A 20,457-nucleotide genomic window follows, 5' to 3' on the forward strand; every position below is an offset into this window, starting at 1 on the left:
TACATGTAACTAACGGTACACAAAGAAGGGATTGCGCATCCACCGGATGCGCAATCCCTTCTTTTGATTAGTGTTTTTAAAACCGTTTCGGATTAATATACGGCAATCGGGCCATACGGTCCGTCGATGATCTCAAGGTTTGTCTCAAAGATGTCCGAAAGTGTTTCGGCAACCATGATTTCCTTGACGGTTCCAAATGCAGCGACTTGTCCATGTTTCATGGCGCAGATATGGTCCGAGTATTTAGCAGCGAAATTAATATCATGTAATACGGTAACGATGGTCCGTCCCAGTTTATCCGCGACATGACGAAGGTAGCCCATCATCTGGACGGACCGGGCGATATCGAGATTGTTGAGCGGTTCATCCAGTAGTACATAGTCCGTCTCTTGGCAAAGTACCATCGCGACATAAGAACGTTGACGCTGTCCACCCGAGAGTTCGTCAAGATATCGGTTCTCAAGCTGGGTCAAATCGAGAAAGTCGATGTATTTGGAAATGATTGCTTCATCTTCAGGAGTCAGTCGTCCATGTGAATAGGGAAAACGACCAAATCCGACCAATTGACGAACGGTCAGCCGGGTCACGAAATGATTTTCCTGACGAAGAATCGTGATGATTTTCGCCAAATCCTTTGATTTTGTACTCGATACATCCATTCCTGCGACCTGGATGTGTCCTTCGTCGAGGTTCAACAGGCGGCCGATCATCATCAGCGTCGTGGACTTACCGGCTCCATTTGGTCCGATGAGTGCAGTGAGACCGGCTTTTGGGATCTCGAGCCCGATAGGTCCGATTTGGACATGATCCGTATACGATTTTTTGACGTGTTCTAGTTTAATCATAGGGACCTCTTTCTTAATAACACCGCTAAGAAAATCATACCGCCGAATAGCTCGATAATGACGGAGACCACGCTCGGTGCATTGAAAATATGATACATGAAGAAATAGGCGCTCGTCAGAACGAGGAAGCCGATTGAAAATGCCATCGGTAAGACATACTTATGATCGTACGTGGATGCGACCTGATAACTAAGCGTTGCCACTAAAAAACCGAAAAACGTCAAGGGACCGATCAGCGCTGTCGACATCGACATAAGTAAGGAAATCAGAACCAGTATATAGATGATGCTTCTGCGGTGATTCACCCCAAACGATGTCGCGACGTCTTTGCCCAGCGCGATGACATTAAGCAGATTGGCCGACAGCAACAACAATACGCTGACGACGATGACGACCGGAATTACGATCGGAAAATAAGCAGCGTCCGCATTCGTCACAGAACCGAACAGTCGGGCTTGAAGGATATCGAACTCAGAAGGAGCGAGCATTCGCCTCATGAAGGTCGAAAGCGAATTGAGCCCGGTGCCGAGGATGATTCCGATCAGGAGCATGAGCTGCAAATTCGCGTATTTTCCGGATAAGAGCCAGCCGTACAACAGCAAGCTCATGACCAGCATGATGGCGACTTGCGTCAAGAAGGCTTCCGTCCCTGTGAAACCAATCAATGCACCGGCACCGAAGAAAAAGATCATCGACGTTTGAATCGTCGAATAGAGTGCATCGAACCCGAGGAGCGACGGGGTGATGATTCGGTTATTGGTGACCGAATGGAATGCGACGGTGGCAAGACTTTGACAGAGCGCCGCGATTGCCATCGTCACGATGGCGGTAATCCGCCGTTCGACGACCGGCCAGAAGGAGGGCGACTGGAACGGAACCGGATTGTTGTAGACGAGGAGACCAAACGAACAAAGAAGTCCACCGAAGAGAAAGAGGCAAAGCAATATCCAGTAGCGCCGCTCCGATCGTTTGGATTGGAATGCCGAAGCGTTCCGATCGTTTGTATGAGACGTCGTACGTTCACGTTCATAGGTCGTTGGTGTTTGTTCCATGATCAAACTCATCGAACTCCTCCTCTTGTTCGTTGTCGTAATAAAATGATAATGAAGACAGCCGCTCCGACCGTGCCGAGAATAAGTGAAACGGGTAATTCAAACGGTTTAATGAGCGTCCGTGAAATCAGATCACTGACGAGGATCGTTCCCATCCCGATGATGCATACCCATGGCAAGTTACTCCGGAGATCGTCCCCCCGAATCATCGAGACGAGATTCGGCACGATCAGACCGAGAAACGGTAAATTCCCGATCACCGTGGCGACGATTCCGACAGATAAGGCAATCAAACCTGTAGCGATCATCATGAGACGGTTGTAGTTGATTCCGAGGCTGGTGGCGATATCTTCTCCGAGACCGACTACAGTCAACCGGTTGGCAAGAAAAAAGATACAGACCGTGACACCGATGATGATCCACAGGTATTCGTAACGACCGACTTGAATCGATGCAAACGATCCAACGAACCATCCTTCAAGCGCCTGACTCGCCCGAAAAAACAACCCGAGGAATGTGGAGATGGCGGAGATGACAGCACCGAGCATGAGACCGATGATCGGAACAATCAGTGAAGAACGTAGTTTAACCGATCGCAAGAACCAGAAGAACACCATCGTTCCGATGAATGCGAAGACGATGGCACCCGTCATACGCATCATGAGCGTCGGTGCCGGCACAAGTAGATAAACGGTCAAAAGACCAAGTCCTGCCCATTCAATGGTTCCTGTTGTCGTCGGTTCCACGAGACGGTTTTGTGTAATCAGTTGCATGACGAGCCCAGCCATCGCCATGGCTGCACCGGTCAGCATGAGTGCCAGTGTCCTTGGAAAACGTGTAATCCAAAACATATCAAAGTCGTTCGCTTTTCCGCTCAATTCATATACTCCGGTAAACAAGGAAGCAACGGCAAGAAGGAGGATGATCAGCACCGCTATGACAAACGATGGGGTCCAAACGACAGAAAAGGAAGGTCGAGCGTTCTGCTCAACGCTTCCATTTACTTGTCGTATCTTAAACTGCTCCATTTACTTCACGAGCGCTTCCGACACGTCTTGGAAAAACTCTGAATAGGTCTGAATCGATTCATTTAAATACATGTCTTTTGGTGTGTAAACAATACGGTCCTCTTTAACGGCCGTTGTTTTTTGAAGAGCAGGTGCACGATCGATGACGTCTTCCGCCGGAACAGCACCTTCCGCATCACCAAGCGGCGCATCCCGATCCAAGACGAGCAGCCAGTCCGGATTACTTTGAGCGATGGCTTCCACGGAAACTTCATCACCTTGATCATTCCCCGATTTTTGTTTGACCTCAAGTGCCGGTTTCCATCCGAATATGTCATACATCGGTCCGAAGACACGGCCGCTCATCGGAGCGGAGAAACCGATATCTCCACCTGAGACGATGACAGACATGATGCTGTCATTTCCGTTATATGATTTTTTTACGTCCGTGATGGATTGCTCGAATTCTGTTACGAGTTGTTCTGCCTCTTTTTCCTTTGCAAAGATTTGCCCAAGCGTTTGTGTCGTATCTTCGAGACCCTTGACCAACAGTTCACCTGGAGTACCGGAATCCTCAGGCAACTCGACATCCAGATCGATGACAGCCGCTTGCGGCACTAACTTCTTGATGTCGTCATAGTAATCAGCAAAACGTTGACCGACAATGACGACATCCGGATCAACACCAGCGATGGCTTCTAAGTTTGGTTCGAAATGCATTCCGACGTCGACGATGTCTTTGTCTTTTGCATACGGGGATTCAGCCGGTAACAAACCGACAGGAGCAGCCGCGAGCTCGACATCCCAGGCGGCCAGTGTCTCGAACGTCCGGTTATCGAGTGCCACCACTTTCTCCGGATTGACCGGTACCTTGATCGTACCGTGCGCGTCAGTAATTTCTACCATTTTAGACGTGTTGGCTTCTCCGTCCTTTGTTGTGTTTTCTTCGTTTGCAGTTCCGCATGCCGCAAGTAAAACGGCGAGCGAACTCATGATAACGGATGTCTTCAATTTTCCCACTATCGTTCATCTCCTTTTTCGTGTAGCAATGCATCTCAGTTGATCAATCATGTTACGACGCAAGATTATGTATGGGTCTCTAACAGGATTCGTAAACATTATTGATAATGATTATCATTGTCATCTTCAAGGGAAATAATAACAGACAAAATCTGAATGTGCAATGACAATTTTAGTAATATAGGATTGTCCTTTTTTTATTTCTATAAACTATATAGAAATTTTAACTAAATTTAGCGAGAATTCTCCCACTTCTAAGCGTCTCAGGGTGAAACCCAGCGTAGGTGGGAGATGAATCGCCTGTCTTTTCAAGACTCCAATCGTTCGATAAAATGAGTATAACGAATCAAATTGAAAGGAGTGATTGCTTTGCTAAAGGCGTACAAGTTTCGACTCTATCCGACGAAACCCCAACAAGAATATTTCATGAAGACGTTCGGTTGTGTCCGTTTTGTCTACAATAAGATGCTCGAAGAGCGTATCCGATTGTACGAAGATTCGAAGCTCAACCCTCACACGAAGCAGAAGCTCCCAACCCCAGCGAAGTACAAGCCCGAATTCCCTTTCCTCAAAGAAGTCGACAGTCTTTCTCTTGCGAACGCTCAGATGGACTTAAACAAGGCGTATCACAACTTTTTTCGAGATCAGTCTGTCGGATTTCCGAAGTTCAAGTCGAAGCACAACGACCGTGCCTCTTACACAACCAACAATCTGAAGGGGAGCATCCGCATCGAAGATCGTAAGGTGAAACTTCCTAAAATCGGTTTTGTGAAGTTGACACAACATCGTCCGTTTGATGGTGTGATCAAGTCCGTGACGGTCTCGATGACGAAGACCCGGAAATTCTTCATCTCCATCCTTGTCGATCAAGCCGAAGCGCAATGGGTTCCAGCCCAAAATAAAGTAGGAATCGACCTTGGTCTGGAGCACTTCGCCATCCTGACGAATGATGAGCGGGTTTCTGAGAAGGTTGACAATCCTCGTTTCCTTCGAAAGTCCGAAGAGAAGATAAAGAAGGCGCAACGCGCCTTGTCCCGCAAGAAAATCGGGAGTAAGAACCGAGAGAAGGCGAGGGTGATCCTCGCCAAGAAGCATGAAAAGATTGCACATCAACGTAAAGATTTTCTTCATAAGCTGTCGAAACGGATCGTTGACGATAACCAAGTCATCGTCGTCGAGACACTTAAATCGAAGAACATGATGAAGAACCATAAGATCGCCAAATCGATTGGAGATGTCAGTTGGCATGAGTTCGTCCGACAGCTGGAATACAAATGCAAATTCTATGGGCGAACACTTATCAAAGCGGATCAATGGTTCGCCTCGACCCAAATCTGTTCTTCTTGCGGCGTAAAAGGCGAGAAAAAAACAATGGATGTACGCGAGTGGGTATGTGTTTGTGGTGTGCATCATGATCGAGATATCAACGCAAGTATCAACTTGTTGCTGTTAGCAGACTGAAAACCCTTCAGGGTGGGAACCATCCGATGAGCTTGGTAAATAATCGTAGCTCGTAAAAGTACGGTCTTCCCAAGAAGCTCCCACTTCAATTTGCGAAGCAAATAAGTGGTGAGTAGTTCACACTGCGATTTATTTTATAAAAAATTAGTTTGATGATCACTGACATAGTCTGCAATTTGAATAAGCCGTTCCGTAAACCAGTGGATTTTGAAAAAAAAGAGCTAAGTTAACAGGAAAACTGTTACATTTTTTTGGACAATTTGATTCGCCCACGTAATAAATTGTAAGATAGGGAAAAGAGGACAAGATAGAAGGGACGTGTGACGGTTTGATCAGCATACGCAAAAAACTAATTCTTCTGTCGTTCGTCTTGATGGCAACCATACTCGGAGGATGTATTCGGATTCAATATGACGCTACCGTTCACACGGATCAAAGTGTGACGTTAAAAACGACGTATGCGGCAAAAGAACATCCTGTCGCACGATTACTCAATTTAAATCCGGACTGGAAAACGTATGTCAAACAGGCGGAGGAAAATGGTTATGCGGCAGAGACCTTCAAGACGCAGGATGATTATGAAGGAATTCGGATGGAAAAGAAGTTTGCCAAGTTCGAGGATTTAGCGACGATCAAAGATGAATGGAAGACGGGGATCGGGGGGATTTTGATTCCGCCTGATACGACATACGAGGTTAAGACAGAAGAGGGTTTTTGGTTTAATACGTACCGGTTAGATACGAACATCGACCTCAGTATTGATCGTCTGAATATCAAAGGTTATCAACCGACAGGACAAGTTAAGAAACTAGCGGACCGCTATATCCGTCAGGCCGATATCGAAATCAATTTACATGGACCGAAAGTGATTGGGTTACAAAATGGAGAGAAGATGGACTGGTCGAACTATAACAATGTCTCCTGGAAATTGTACGGGACAAAAGCCAATCAGTTGCAACTGATTGCCTATGTGCCAAATCCGACCGGTTGGATCATTACCGGTGTCGTCCTGTTGATTGGATTCGGGTTATTGATGTTCTGGGTGATTCACCATGTCCGGAAATTACGGCGGAAACAATTACAGACAATCGGGATTTCATTATTCGTCTGTCTGATTGTCGGAGGAGGAGCCTGGTGGATTTTTGCGGATGAGACGTCTAGTGCACCACCACCGACAAAACAAATTGTCACGAAGCAGGCCGGTGAAATTACGCCTACGTTCATGGTCCACGGATTGTTTGGGACGGAGCGGACGTTTTTACCAATGATTGAAAACTTCACAAAAAACAAGTTGGCGGAAGATGGTGGCCGCTGTGATGTCTCGCGAGCAGGGAAGGTGACATGCAGCGTCAAACCGTCGACGACAGGATATCCGCTCGTTCGGATTGTCTTTGAAGACGATGAAGCAAGTCTGCTCAATCAACAGAAGTGGCTGAGTGCGGCCATCGATCAATATGACCGTCAGCAAAAAGCCACCTTTACCGATGTTCAGCTCGTTGGTCACAGTATGGGAGGCGTTGATGTCGTCGCCTATACGTTAAAAGAAGACCTTCCGTACCAGATCCGAAAACTCGTCACGCTCGATGCACCGATCAGTGGATCGGATTATGCGACGCTTGGTTTGACACTCGCACCGTTCGGGACAAATACAAACAGTCCGGCGATTCAAGATTTGGCTGAAAACTCAGCGACGATGAAAAATTTGAAGGATCGATTGGAGACGTGGCCCCGCGATGTTCTCGTCTATTCGTTTGGGGCAAAAGGAGGCGACTTCAACTTGATCCCGCTGAAAAGTTCGTTTGCGCTTGAAGCCTACACCGATAACATCCAGACAAAATCCTATAAGTATGATCACTTTACGATTCACCGCCGGGAACCGGTCTTTCGCGAAGTCCGTAATTTCTTGTTCAAAGAAAACTTAGTCACTGAGGAGGAACCATCATGAAACGGATTGCGATTATCGGTGGGGGAATCGCCGGGGTCACGGCCGCCGCTTTGCTGGCACGTGAAGGACACAGTGTGACGCTTTGTGAAGGAAGTCGTGAATGGGGGGGCTCGGCTGGTAAGTTCACCCGTCAATCCTTTACGTACCCAGTCGGTGCGACACTTGGGATGGGGTTTGAACCGGGTGGTCTTCACGAACGGGTGCTCCGACACTTGCAGCTAGAGATCCCGGTCGAATTACTCGATGTCGTCATGACGATTAAGCTCGACGGGCGAGACATCATGTATTACCGGGACCGGAACCGGTTCATCCAGCACCTAAAAGACCAATTCACAGAGCAAGCGACTGCGATTGAGACCTTTTTTGACGAAATCCATCATATCGAGCGCCATGTCCGTCCGTTGATGCAGGCGTTACCGGCGTTACCGTTACGAACGATGACGGATGCACAAATGATTTTAAAAGAAGTCCGTTCGAGTCTTCCACTAGTGCCTTATCTGACACAGACGATTGGTCATCTTTTACGCAAACATCGACTGGACGGCACGACGTTTGCGCAATTAATCGATGGGATTCTCCTAGATAGTATGCAGACCGGCATGGAAGCCTCGGCGTTGCTTGGAGCGGTCGCCTTATCGATTTATCATGACGGCGCCTACTACGTGCCGGGTGGATTGTATAAAGTCGCCGAACAACTGAAAGCATCAGCGGAACAAGACGGGGCAACGGTTTTACTCGGACGAAAGATCGTCTCCATCCGACAAACGGTGGACGGCTTTTTACTCGAAGATCGTCGGGGACGTTTGATTCTTGCCGACGAAGTGATCGGGGCCTTACCGATCGAAGCGATGCACGAGCTCGTTGGACCGTCCTTGCAACCGACATTACGTCGGACATATAAACGGCAAGCGGCTCTCTCACAGTGGGCGACGTTTACGTATTATGCCGCAATTCCGGAGACAATCGTCGAGGACGGTACCGCTTTTCGACAAGTCCATGATCCAATCTTACCGTCCGGACATGCCTTCATCTCGTTATCGCAAGCAGGCGATCTGGAGCGGGCACCGGATGGATGCCGGACGTTGACGATGTCGTGTCATGTACCGATTGACCGGTTCGCCCGGGACGATCAAGGGCAATACAACGACCAAGTCGAGACGATGCAGGAAAAATTCGAGGTCATACTGGAACAGGAGTTTCCCGGATTTCAAGAACACGCCATTGCACGTTACCCGGGTGGACCAGGAGCATGGGTCCGGTATACGTCACGTCCAAACGGTGGTGTCGGTGGATATCCGCAATTGCCGTCGACGAGTCTGTTCCGTGCCGCCTCATTTCGAACGGGCATTCCGGGACTGTACATCATTGGGGATACCGTTTTTCCGGGAGCTGGGACAATCGGAGCGACGACATCGGCGATTCATGTCGCGCGTGCGCTTGGCGTGAAGATTTAACTGAAAAACTTTGTGAAATGATGAAAGAAGCGGCCGATTGGTCGCTTTTTTTGAAGAACAGGATTATCATTAGGGCGAGACGGGAAGTACATAAGCATGAGCAAAAAAAGAGAGAGAAGGAGTGGACAAGATTGAATCAGTTTGAGGACAAGTGCCAAATCTTTATTCAAGAACGGCGGCCGGAAGTCGGGCCGATTATTTTCACGACTGCCCGCACGTTCATCAATGCCCGTGGATTGAGTGTCTATGAACGTGTTTATCAAGGAAAAGAAGAAGTCCGGTTAGCTTTCGTCGAACAGACGGCAGGGCATCAAGTCGTTTCGTTAATGGAAAATACATTCGGAAACGGACTCGTTTACTTTGTTTCGACAGCGACAGCAACATGGGACGGCGAACAGTTTGGGGAATTTACGTTCTAACTACATAACAAGTCCCAGTCCGGACGTGACTGGGACTCTTTTCTGCCGAAACTTGTATCCGTTTCTCGACGTATACGAGATATGAGGAAATCAGCTCGCGAGAAGGAGGAACCATCTTGCAACAACCTGCATCTCCACCCAAGTCATCGACCCGGCGTCTAGCGACCGTGTCCTTGATTTTTATGGCAGTCGGCTTCATCGCCTCGTTGCCTTTTAAAGAAAACAACTGGATTTTTTGGTTGCAAAGCGGATTTGAGGCAGGACTTGTCGGAGGGATTGCCGACTGGTTTGCGATCACTGCACTGTTTCGTCATCCACTGGGTCTAAAGATTCCCCATACGAATTTATTGCCGAAGAACCGGGAACGGGTCATCGAATCGATCGTCCAGATGTTAGAAAAAGATTTACTGAATAAAGAAAGTATCGTCGAGAAGCTTCGTCATATGACGCTTGCCGATCGGTTCATCAAGTTGCTCCGGTCAATCGTTTTGTTGCCTGCCTTTCGGGCGACGGTGACAGAACTATTGCTTGGTATTTTGCATAAACTTCCACGAGAAGCGATTCTTAAGGTCGTCGACGACCGGATTTCCGAGACGATCAAAGCCTACCCGTCAAAACGATTAGCAGAGCGCTTGGTCGAGTTGAACGAAGAACGACGACTTGACGAACTGGCAATTGATCAGCTGCTCGGCTACGGGCAACGCCTGCTCGAAGATCCGGTCATCCGGGATCAAATCGGCCGCTTGGCGTATCACGCGATGATCGATCAGGAAAAAAATACGTTTTTACGGGTCACGGCGAAAACCGTTCAAAAAGTCTATTCCGAAGAACGACTGAGTCTTGTCATTCAGTCTGTCCTACTCAGTGTGATTCAGGATATGAAGCAAGTGCATCACCCGAATCGTCTGGCCATTCTCGATCATCTACGACGAAATTTAATTCAGTTGACACAAGATGAGGACCGTTTAGCGAAAATTGACCAATGGAAAGAAACGGAAGTCGATCGTTTCGATTTCCATCCTGTCTTACACCGGGCCTATACGGCAGGCATCACTGAATTGAAGACGTATCTCGTCTCGGACGCGTTTTGGGAAGGTCGAGCTTTACCGCTGATGAACCAAGCGTTAGACGACTGGGATCATCACCCGACATTCAAAGAAGAAAGTGATCGTTGGATGAAAGATCAGCTTGTCCGGTTTGTCGATCAAAACCACCAAAAAATCGGAGGATTGGTCCGGGAAAATCTAAACCGTTTTGACACGGAAACGTTAATTCATATGATTGAAGATAAAGTAGGAAATGATTTGCAATGGATTAGGGTCAATGGTGCGATTTGCGGATTCTTCATCGGTTTGATTTTAGGAGGCATCAAGTTATTCATCGGCTAAAGGAGAAGATGTCTAATGTGGCAGGAAAAAATCGTCATGCAGGACGCGTATGATTTTGACGGGATTCGAAGACGCCTTCGTGGTGATCGGCTTCAAGTCGAACATGAGGACCGTCTGATTGTTCCGGTCCTTGTACCGGAAGGGAAGTTCATCGGTCAGATGGAAGCACTTGATTCACATACGCTGCTGTTAAGTGGCGAAGGACCAAAGAAACCGATGTTGCATCAGTTGCGACATCGGTTTCGTCTCGATGTCAGAAATCCGTCACAAGCGTTCATCGGTACGTCACTCGACGGAATCGTGTCCCGGTTTGGGGCCGAGCGGCTGGTGCTGGATGTGGATCCATTTACGGCATTGATCCGGTCAATCATTCATCAACAAGTGAATCTTAGCTTTGCACAAGTCTTGACGGAACGAGTGTGCCGGACGTTCGGAACGGAACAAGACGGGGTCATCTTCCCGCCGACGGCAGACCGGTTACGGAATGTTGAACCGGAGCAGCTCCGTATCCTGCAACTTTCCGGAAGAAAAGCCGAGTACCTATTAGGAGCAGCTCAGTCCGACATCGATTTCCGACAGTTGGCGGAAGCGTCTGATGAGACGATTGCCGAGACGCTGATGGCCTTGAAGGGGGTCGGACCATGGACCGTTCAAAACGTCTTGATGTTTGGTTACGGGCGGCAAGACTTATTTCCGGCGTCCGATATCGGGATCTTGCGGGCATTTGAAAGCTTACACGGCAATCGGCCGAGTGTCGAAGAAGCCGTGTCGCTCAGTCAAGAATTCGCCCCGTACCGTAGTCATGCCGCTTATCTGTTATGGCGGTCGATTGAATAAGGAACTATTCTTGTCACCCCTTGAAGAGAACGGTATAATGAATGCGATAAGAACGAGTCATCGTTCGTAGACACGATAAGCGTAGCGGGTTCACCGCTTCCGATAGAGGGGACGAATGTTTATGTATACAGATGAACAGATCATCGAAAAGGCAAATGAAATCGCAAAAATGATTTCTGAGACTTCAGAGGTCGAACGGTTTAAAGCTGCTGAAGCCAACATCAATGGAAACGAAAAAGTCCAAAAGATGATGAAACAGATTAAATTTTTACAAAAAGAAGCGGTCAACTGCCAACACTACGGGAAAACGGAAGCATTGGCACGTGTCGAAGCAAAACTGGATAAATTATTCGCAGAACTCGACGAGATGCCGGTCGTTCAACAATTCCAAGAATCGCAAGAAGAAGTCAACGGCTTACTTCAATATGTCACGGTGACGATCTCAAACGGGATCACGGATCAAATCATCGAAGCAACAGATGGTGATGTCTTGGCGGGGAAAACAGGAAGTGGCATGGAAGCTGAAAATAAAAGCGGCGGTTGCGGCTATTAATCAATGAACTGAATTGGAAAAGCCGACGGATTCCCGTCGGCTTTTTACGCGAATGAGGTGAATATCATGGAAGCAGTCCACAATACACCAATGATGAAACAATATTTTTCAATTAAGGCGGATTATCCTGATGCCTTTTTGTTTTATCGTCTAGGTGATTTTTATGAGTTATTTTTTGATGACGCGAAACAGGTCGCGCACGAACTGGAATTGACATTGACGGCGAAAAATGGAAAGAACGCCGAACATCCGATTCCGATGTGTGGTGTGCCGCACCATGCGGCAAACGGCTACATTGAACAATTGATTGAACGGGGATATAAAGTCGCTTTATGCGATCAAGTCGAAGATCCGAAATTGACGAAGGGACTCGTCAAACGTGAAGTCGTCCAAGTCATTACACCGGGAACGTTGATGTCGTCGTTGACGGAAAAAGAAAACCGTTACCTCGTCGCGGTCGTCGAACAGGACGGACGATTCGGCATTGCCCGCGGAGACGTCTCGACCGGAGAAAGTGCGCTGACGAGTGTTGCGACGCTTGATGCCGTCGCGAAGGAGTTAAGTATCATCCTGCCGCGCGAAATCATCGTGACGACAAGGGAACACGAAGCGGCGCTCAGCCACTTACAGATTCCATTGACGCAAAGTTCACGCCGGGAAAACCATCCGCACGGTGACCGGGCGATTGATGCAGCACAAGCAGATGCCTTTGCTGTCTTGTACGCGTATATGCATGATACGCAAAAACGGTCGCTGACGCATTTGCAACCGGCACTGGTCTATGAAGCGGCTGATTTCATGCAGCTGGAGTCGAATACCGTCAAGAATCTTGAACTGATTCGTTCTGCTCGGACTGGCGATAAAAAAGGGTCATTGCTCGGTCTGCTTGATGTCACGGGAACGGCGATGGGCGGACGGATGCTGAAACGCTGGCTCGAAAAACCATTGCTGTCGGAACGGACGATTACAGAACGGCTCGACGCCGTCGAAGAATTGTTGGCGCATTATTTTGAACGGCAACAGCTGAAGGATACGCTGCGGGAAGTCTACGATTTGGAACGATTGGTCGCGAAAGTCGGGTACGGTACGGCTTCTGCCCGTGATCTCGTCCAATTGAAATCGACGCTCCGCTTGATTCCGCGCATTCAAGCCGCGCTTGAAGAACTGTTGAGCGACCGCTTGGGACAACTGGCACTCGGGCTCGATCCACATGACGAACTGACCGACTTGCTGGACCGTGCTTTTGTCGAGGCCCCGCCGATCTCGACGAAAGAAGGCGGAATGATCCAACCGGGCTTCGACCCGGCACTGGATGAACTGTTAGTGGCGTCGAAAGACGGAAAGACATGGCTGGCAACACTTGAAGCAAGTGAACGTCAGGCAACCGGTATCAAGACGCTGAAGATCGGTTATAACCGGGTATTTGGTTATTATATCGAAGTCTCGCGGGCCAACGCCAAACTGTTGCCGGAAGGACGGTATGAACGTAAACAGACGCTTGCGAACGCCGAGCGGTATGTCACACCGGAACTGAAAGAGAAGGAGGCGTTGATTCTCGGGGCAGAGGAAAAAAGCATTACCCTCGAATACGAACTGTTCTGCCAAGTCCGGGATCAAGTCAAAACACAGATTGAAAGCCTGCAACGGGTCAGTCGGCGGATTGCGGAACTGGATGTCCTCGTCGCCTTGGCGGAAATCGCAGAACGTCATGACTATGTCCGACCGTTAACGATTACAGGACGGAACGTGACCATCGAGAACGGACGTCACCCGGTCATCGAGACAGTCCTGCCGCGCGGGGAATATGTCGCGAACGGCATCGCCTTACACGAGGAGCGGGAAATGCTGTTGATCACGGGACCGAACATGTCCGGTAAATCAACGTACATGCGTCAATTCGCCTTGATTGCCTTGTTGCATCAGATTGGATCGTTTGTCCCGGCAAGCCGGGCTGAGTTACCGGTCTTTGATCAAATTTTCACGCGGATCGGAGCAGCCGACGATTTGGTCAGCGGACAATCGACCTTCATGGTCGAGATGGTCGAGACACAAGAAGCCTTGACCCGGGCAACCGACCAATCGTTGATTCTCCTCGATGAAATCGGTCGCGGGACATCGACATATGACGGCATGGCGCTCGCGCAAGCCATCGTCGAACACATCGCCGACCACGTCGGAGCCAAAACATTGTTCTCGACCCATTATCATGAACTGACGGTTCTTGAGGAATCGATGCCGCGGCTCGCCAACGTCCATGTAAGGGCCGTCGAGCAGGATGGACGCGTCGTCTTCCTGCATGAAGTCCGCGACGGAAAAGCCGATCAATCTTACGGGATTCATGTCGCACGGTTAGCAGATCTGCCGGATTCCTTGATTGACCGGGCGGAAGTATTGTTATCGGAGTTCGAACAAACTGAGGAGCGGGCGATTGTGTCTCCGCCGCCTGCAGTCGTTCAGGCGGAACCCATCGATCAGCTGAGTCTCTTTGCCGAGCCAGATCCGGTGCGGGAAACGATTCAGACGCTTGATCTGATCAATATGACACCGCTTGAAGCATTAAATACGTTGTACCGTCTGCAGGCAGAAGCAAGAAAGTAAGGAGGCGTAACACATGGGAATCATTCGGGAACTATCAGATTCGTTAGCGAACCGGATCGCAGCAGGTGAGGTCGTCGAACGCCCCGCTTCCGTCGTTAAAGAACTGGTCGAAAATGCACTCGATGCGGGTGCGACACAAATCGATGTTGAACTGGAAGAAGCCGGCATGAAACGAATGACGATCCGTGACAACGGTCACGGCTTTTATCCGGAAGATGCAGAACTTGCCTTCGTCCGCCATGCGACAAGTAAAATCAAGGATGAACACGATTTGTTCCGGATCAAGACACTTGGATTCCGCGGCGAGGCCTTGGCCTCGATTGCATCCGTCAGTAAAGTGACGTTGAAGACGAAGCGGGAAGACCAGGAAGGGATTCAGCTGACACTTGATTACGGGACATTGACGGATCGTTCGGCGATTGCGATGAACCGCGGAACGGAACTGACAGTCGAGCAATTGTTCTTTAATACACCTGCCCGACTGAAGTACCTCAAGACGACGCATACGGAACTGGCGGCAATTACGGATATCCTGAACCGGGTCGCCTTTGCCCATCCGGACGTCAAACTGTACGCCGTTCATGAAGGGAAAGTCTTGATTCAGACCAATGGTTCGGGTGATGTCCGGCAGGCGCTGGCGAGCGTCTACGGGCACCAGACGATTCAGGGGACACTCGTCGCGACCGGTGCGACAGCGGATTACCAGCTGACATGTCATCTCGTCAAACCGGAAGTGACACGGGCTTCAAAAAATTACATCACGCTGATTCTAAACGGACGTTCGGTCAAAAACTTCGCACTGACGCAAGCTGTCTTAAATGGATATCATACACTGTTGCCAATTGGTCGTTTTCCGATTGCTGTAATTGAAGTGACGATGGATCCGTTGTTGATAGATGTCAATGTCCATCCGGCGAAACGGGAAGTCCGCTTGTCAAAAGAAGCAGAACTGGGTCAACTGATTCAGGAAACGATTCGGTTGACGCTCAGCCGCCAGACCTTGATTCCGAAAGTGACTCCGCCGAAACCGAAAAAAGATCCGAGTGCACAGGAAAAGTTAGAGTTTTCTTACGTGGCAGAGCCGATCGAAGAGTTGTCTTCACGGTCGGTCTGGAACTACCCGATCCCGAAACGAACGGAAGCGGAACACGAACCGCTGGAACGGCGCGGTAAAATTGAGACGTTGAATCAATCGATTCAAGCAGACGAACGAGAGGATGCGAACAATCCGGAGTCCGACCGACCGAAGTTTCCCCATCTCGATGTCATCGGCCAGCTCCATTCGTCTTATATCGTCTGTTCGGGAGCGGACGGAATGTATTTGATTGATCAGCATGCCGCCCAAGAACGGATTAAATATGAGACGTATAAAGTCATGTTCGGTCGCCCGCTCGAACAACGGCAGCAACTGTTGTTGCCGTATACGTTTGAGATCGCGAGTGACGACATGCGGCGGATGGATGAAGTGGTACCATTGTTGCATGATGTCGGGATTGAACTGGAGCCGTTTGGTCCACAAAGTTTCATCGTCCGGGAAGTCCCGACGTGGTTCCCGTCCCACCGTCAAGAGGAGACGATTCAGGAATTGATGGATGAAGCCTTGATGAAACGGAAGGTGGATCTCGAAAGTTACCGGGAGGACGCTGCCATCATGATGGCATGTAAAAAATCGATCAAAGCGAATCATCCTCTCAATCACGAGATGATGCGTCAATTGATTGCCGATCTTGCGAAAACCGAGATGCCGTTCACCTGTCCACACGGTCGACCGGTCATCATCGAATGGACGACGTATGAATTGGAAAAACTGTTTAAACGGATTATGTGATGAAAGGAGATTCATCTGTCTTACGACAGGTGGTTCTTCTTTTTTTGTGCTAGAACAGAAAAAGAGGGCAAGATGTGTGAGAACGGTTACTTCAACAAATCTAGCTCATTTCATTGATTGTTCACAAAGTGAGGCGGATAATGAATCCCGAATACGTTAACAAGGGGAAATCATTATGCGTTCAAAACTATTGTTAAGTGTGACGATTTTACTGCAAATTGTCCTCATCTCCTGTTTCGCGATGATCGGGGACGTTGTGAGTACAGGACTGCAGTTGCCGTTACCGGGAAACATCATTGGCTTGATTTTATTGTATCTGGCATTAAAGAGCCGTCTGCTCAAAGTCAGCTGCGTGGAGCAGGGAGGACGGTTACTGTTGCTCGTTATGCCGTTATTTTTTGTTCCAGCCTTGTCCGGCATTATGGACTACACGGTTTTCATGCGTCAATCCGGTCTTCAAGTACTTGTGATTTTAATCATCAGCAGTCTGTTGACGTTAACGGGATCCGCGTTCATCGTCGACCGTCTGGCCCAACGCAAAGAGAGGGGCGATGTCCATGAGTGAAGCACTGTTTTGGCTGGTGTTGACGACGTTGCTGTTTGGCGGCGCGCTTTGGTTATACCGGACGTTTCCGTTTGTCTGGACTTTACCGATTTTGACCGTGACGGCAGCCGTGATTGTCATTTTATCAATCAGCGGCACGACACATGCCGCATATATGGCAGGCGGACAATATTTATCACGGATGCTCGGACCGGCGATTACGGCTTTTGCGATTCCGTTGTATCAGGTCCGCCATCATGTCCGGAAGTTTTTACCTGAGATTACGCTTGGCGTTGGGATTGGAACGTTGATTGCCTTGACATCCGATCTGCTGCTTGGTCTGTTGCTGCATCTTGGCCGAGCGACCAACTTGGCATTATTGCCGAAATCGGTCACGTTACCCGTTGCTTTGGCCATTTCGGAACGGTCCGGCGGGACGCTGGCGTTGACAGCGACGTTCGTGCTTGTGACCGGGCTTGTCGGTTCGATCGTCGGTCCACGACTGATGACCGGTCTGAAGATTCGGCATTTCGTCAGTCGCGGCGTCGGTTTAGCTTCGATTGCCCATGTCATGGGCGCAACGAAATCGATGAGTCTCGATCAACGCGAGGGGGCGGTTGGTCTGCTGACGATGATTTTGACAGCTGTTCTTGCCAGTGTGCTTGCACCATGGATCATTCAAATTGTATATTAAAGGAAACTCCTCCCAAGGAAAGATAAAGGTGGGAATCCTGACAATGATTATTTGGATTAATGGAACGTTTGGTGTCGGTAAAACGACGGCTGCACACGGTTTACAGCAACGCATCAAGGGATCACATCTGTTTGATCCTGAGTTGACAGGTCAACTGTTGCGGCAACAGCTTCCGCAAGAAAAGCAGACAGGTGACTTTCAAGATGAGCCGCTTTGGCGTCAGTTGAATCTGGTGTTACTCGAACAATTGGATCAGCCGTCTGCCGTCATCATCGTACCAATGACGCTGACAAATCCGGATTATTTTGACGAAATCATCGGCGCCTTAAGAAGCAAGGGGCATCAGGTGCAACACGTGGCGCTGATGGCAAGTCCAAAGACAATCCGGCGTCGTCTGAGAAGCCGTTTCGAACGTGCGCAATCATGGGGAGGACGACAGGCGGATGAACGTTTACGTGCTTTGACACATCCTGTCTTTTCCAACCATGTCGATACGGATGATTTGTCAAAACAGCAAATCGTCGATGTAATTGGTCTATTATGTGACATTCCGCTGTCGCCACCTGTCTAAGTGTTGGGAATAGAAGGATTGAAACCAAACGATTGAGGGAAATAAAGGTGTGATGCGAAACGTTTGTCTCGCCTCAGATCTTTATTTTTTTTAGATTTAAGTAGGAGGGCTTCATGAACATGAAACAATGGATGACTGAAAAACTAGGGAGACAGCTGATGGCCGTTTTTTACAGCGTGTTTGTCTGGAGTGTAATCACGTCCGTCGCGAGTTTTCTTTATATCGACAATGCAACCGGTCAGACGAAGGAACAAGTTCTTGATCAACTGCAACAAACCCAATGGTTCTGGTTTTTGAACTTATTGATTTTTCTTTTATGTTTATTATTCATCGTCCGCCCACTGATTGGCCAGTTGACGATGCAGTTACACGAACTGAACATTAAAAGTCAACGTCTAGCAGAAGGGAAATCGATTTCGCTTGAACATGACATTCCAGCCGAAAATGAAGTCGGTCAATTGACGGCATCCTTTTATCAGATGGCACGTTCGATTTCGTCTCAACATACGGAACTGTCCCGGAAAAATCAAATGATGGAGCAAAACCAAGAAGCATTGAAAAGCAAACAAAGTGAGCTGGAGCGTGCCCTCGAAATCATGCGTTCCAACGAGGTGCATCTGCAGGACCGAAATGAACTCATTGAAACGTTGGCGTCTAAAGAAAGTTTGTTTGATTATTCTTCGGTCATCAGTACGATCGTTCGACTGACGAAAACGGAGTTCGGTGCCTTGTTGTTGATTAAAAACAATGAGATTTCCTCCGTCGTCCCCAAGGAAATGACGCTCGAACAACAAGAAAGCTTGAAAACAGAGTCATTGTTAATTAAACGGGTCATGATTTCAAAAGAGATGGCCAACTCTTCGAAAAAGGTAGCAAACGATGAGTTGATCGGTTTTCCGTACTATATTTATGAAGCCGTCATTCCGATCATGGACCCGGCGAAGGAAGAGTTGATTGCTTGTTTGTATTTAGCGCGGTTCGATCAAGCGTTTAAAGAAAAAGAATTGATTGAACTGGAATCCTTCTCCAAACAAATCGCCATTTCGCTGATGCGGATGTCGCTGTATGAACAGATGGAGTTCGAACGGAAGGAAACCGCCCAGTTATTAAACTCGGTCCGGGAAGCCATCCTCTATATCAAACATGACGAAAAAACGATTCTTGGGAATCAGGCTTTGTTTGACATCTTTGAGTCGCTTCAAATTGAAAAAGAAAATGATTCGATGACGTTTCTTGAAGTCCGACCGGAAACAATGTTTGAGCAAGTCGATCAAAAAGAAGCGTTTGAGGCCTATTTCGAAGAAGTATTGTCGGGTCAGATTCCGGATGGGATGTTCTCCTTATCGATTGATCAAGGTCAATATTTCATTCAAGTCTATGCGGAAGAAATCATGCTCAGTGAGCAGGCGAAAGGGACGATCCTCGTTTTCCGTGATGTCACGGCAGAGACGGAGATTGACCGGATGAAGTCAGAACTCGTTTCGACGGTGTCACATGAATTACGGACGCCGCTTTCGTCGATTTATGGCTTCACGGAACTGATGCTGAAACGAAAACTGGATCCTGAACGAAATAAACGGTATTTGCAGACGATTCATGATGAATCCAAACGTCTGACGGATCTAGTCAGTGATTTTTTGAATGTCCAACGGATGGAGTCAGGCAAACAGTCGTATGATAAAGAGGTGTTTGATCTCGTCGATACGGTCAAAGAACAGACCCGTTTTTATCAGGCCGCAACAGAACAACATCGTCTCCAGCTGGATATCGACGAAACCCATGAGTTTTTAATCAATGCCGATAAAAACAGTATGAAACAATTGATTGGCAACTTAGTTAATAATGCGATCAAATATTCACCGGATGGCGGAGATGTTGTCATTTCCTTGACACATCATCACAATCAGATTGAATTGAGTATTCGTGATTTTGGGTTAGGGATTCCAAGTAGTGCGATGCCACACTTGTTCAGTAAATTTTACCGCGTCGACAATTCTGACAGTCGTAAAATCGGCGGAACCGGTTTAGGGCTATCGATTTGTAAGGAAATCGTTCGGGCGCACGATGGGAACATCGATGTCGAGTCAATCTTAGGTGAAGGAACGGTCTTGAAGGTTCTATTACCAAGCGTGTCCGACACGTTGATTGAAATGGATTAAACGGTTAAATGAGATGGAACAGGCAGACAGGGAGGAATCGTCCCGTCGCCTGTTCTTTTTTTGTTCCGACCGATCGAAGTGA

General features: G+C 48.4%; 17 protein-coding genes. 13 read left to right on the forward strand and 4 right to left on the reverse strand.

Going from position 1 to position 20,457, the window contains the following annotated elements:
• Positions 1-92 precede the first annotated feature (92 nt).
• From BLD48_RS01685 to BLD48_RS01700, 4 genes are read right to left on the reverse strand one after another with little or no spacing between them, the layout of a single operon-like run.
• Positions 93-845 (reverse strand): iron ABC transporter ATP-binding protein, encoded by a 753-nt coding sequence (locus BLD48_RS01685; RefSeq protein ID WP_071498689.1) that lies wholly within the window; start codon positions 843-845, stop codon positions 93-95.
• Entirely contained in the window at positions 842-1,897 is a 1,056-nt protein-coding gene (locus BLD48_RS01690) for an iron chelate uptake ABC transporter family permease subunit (protein ID WP_143082905.1), read from the reverse strand. Before BLD48_RS01690 ends, BLD48_RS01685 begins: the two co-directional genes overlap by 4 nt.
• Before the next feature lie 8 nt (positions 1,898-1,905).
• Positions 1,906-2,925, reverse strand: a complete 1,020-nt coding sequence (locus tag BLD48_RS01695) for an ABC transporter permease (RefSeq protein ID WP_071498691.1) — start codon at positions 2,923-2,925, stop codon at positions 1,906-1,908.
• The gene (locus tag BLD48_RS01700) at positions 2,926-3,897 is read right to left on the reverse strand and encodes a siderophore ABC transporter substrate-binding protein (protein ID WP_143082906.1); all 972 of its coding nucleotides are present in this window, start codon (positions 3,895-3,897) and stop codon (positions 2,926-2,928) included.
• Between the two features lie 396 nt (positions 3,898-4,293).
• Here BLD48_RS01700 and tnpB point away from each other — a divergent pair, with 396 nt between their 5' ends.
• The 13 genes from tnpB to BLD48_RS01765 all read left to right on the forward strand — a co-directional run bounded on the left by tnpB (position 4,294) and on the right by BLD48_RS01765 (position 20,375).
• Complete coding sequence (tnpB, locus tag BLD48_RS01705) at positions 4,294-5,385, forward strand: IS200/IS605 family element RNA-guided endonuclease TnpB (protein WP_071498693.1); 1,092 nt, start codon at positions 4,294-4,296, stop codon at positions 5,383-5,385.
• A gap of 328 nt (positions 5,386-5,713) precedes the next feature.
• Positions 5,714-7,330, forward strand: a complete 1,617-nt coding sequence (locus tag BLD48_RS01710; protein ID WP_071498694.1) for a DUF3153 domain-containing protein — start codon at positions 5,714-5,716, stop codon at positions 7,328-7,330.
• Positions 7,327-8,784, forward strand: a complete 1,458-nt coding sequence (locus BLD48_RS01715; protein ID WP_083412217.1) for a phytoene desaturase family protein — start codon at positions 7,327-7,329, stop codon at positions 8,782-8,784. Before BLD48_RS01710 ends, BLD48_RS01715 begins: the two co-directional genes overlap by 4 nt.
• 131 nt (positions 8,785-8,915) lie before the next feature.
• Entirely contained in the window at positions 8,916-9,203 is a 288-nt protein-coding gene (locus BLD48_RS01720; RefSeq protein WP_236629907.1) for a hypothetical protein, read from the forward strand.
• A 116-nt stretch (positions 9,204-9,319) separates the two neighbouring features.
• Positions 9,320-10,591, forward strand: a complete 1,272-nt coding sequence (locus tag BLD48_RS01725) for a DUF445 domain-containing protein (RefSeq protein WP_071498697.1) — start codon at positions 9,320-9,322, stop codon at positions 10,589-10,591.
• A 15-nt stretch (positions 10,592-10,606) separates the two neighbouring features.
• On the forward strand, positions 10,607-11,428 hold the full coding sequence (locus BLD48_RS01730; protein WP_071498698.1) for a DNA-3-methyladenine glycosylase family protein: 822 nt from the start codon (positions 10,607-10,609) through the stop codon (positions 11,426-11,428).
• 115 nt (positions 11,429-11,543) lie between these two features.
• Positions 11,544-11,981, forward strand: a complete 438-nt coding sequence (locus tag BLD48_RS01735; RefSeq protein ID WP_026828786.1) for a YlbF/YmcA family competence regulator — start codon at positions 11,544-11,546, stop codon at positions 11,979-11,981.
• A gap of 66 nt (positions 11,982-12,047) precedes the next feature.
• Entirely contained in the window at positions 12,048-14,579 is a 2,532-nt protein-coding gene (mutS, locus tag BLD48_RS01740) for a DNA mismatch repair protein MutS (protein ID WP_071498699.1), read from the forward strand.
• A 13-nt stretch (positions 14,580-14,592) separates the two neighbouring features.
• The gene (mutL, locus tag BLD48_RS01745) at positions 14,593-16,407 is read left to right on the forward strand and encodes a DNA mismatch repair endonuclease MutL (RefSeq protein ID WP_071498700.1); all 1,815 of its coding nucleotides are present in this window, start codon (positions 14,593-14,595) and stop codon (positions 16,405-16,407) included.
• 175 nt (positions 16,408-16,582) lie between these two features.
• Positions 16,583-16,972, forward strand: coding sequence for a CidA/LrgA family protein (locus BLD48_RS01750; protein WP_071498701.1), 390 nt, complete (start codon positions 16,583-16,585; stop codon positions 16,970-16,972).
• Positions 16,965-17,645, forward strand: a complete 681-nt coding sequence (locus BLD48_RS01755; protein WP_071498702.1) for an LrgB family protein — start codon at positions 16,965-16,967, stop codon at positions 17,643-17,645. Before BLD48_RS01750 ends, BLD48_RS01755 begins: the two co-directional genes overlap by 8 nt.
• Before the next feature lie 43 nt (positions 17,646-17,688).
• Positions 17,689-18,216 carry an AAA family ATPase gene (locus BLD48_RS01760; protein WP_071498748.1) on the forward strand — a complete coding sequence of 176 codons (528 nt, stop codon included), beginning with the start codon at positions 17,689-17,691 and terminating at the stop codon, positions 18,214-18,216.
• Between the two features lie 113 nt (positions 18,217-18,329).
• Positions 18,330-20,375 (forward strand): ATP-binding protein, encoded by a 2,046-nt coding sequence (locus tag BLD48_RS01765; protein ID WP_236629908.1) that lies wholly within the window; start codon positions 18,330-18,332, stop codon positions 20,373-20,375.
• Positions 20,376-20,457: the final 82 nt, after the last annotated feature.

Origin of the sequence: Exiguobacterium sp. KRL4, assembly GCF_001870785.1 — a bacterium.
Lineage (GTDB): Bacteria > Bacillota > Bacilli > Exiguobacteriales > Exiguobacteriaceae > Exiguobacterium_A.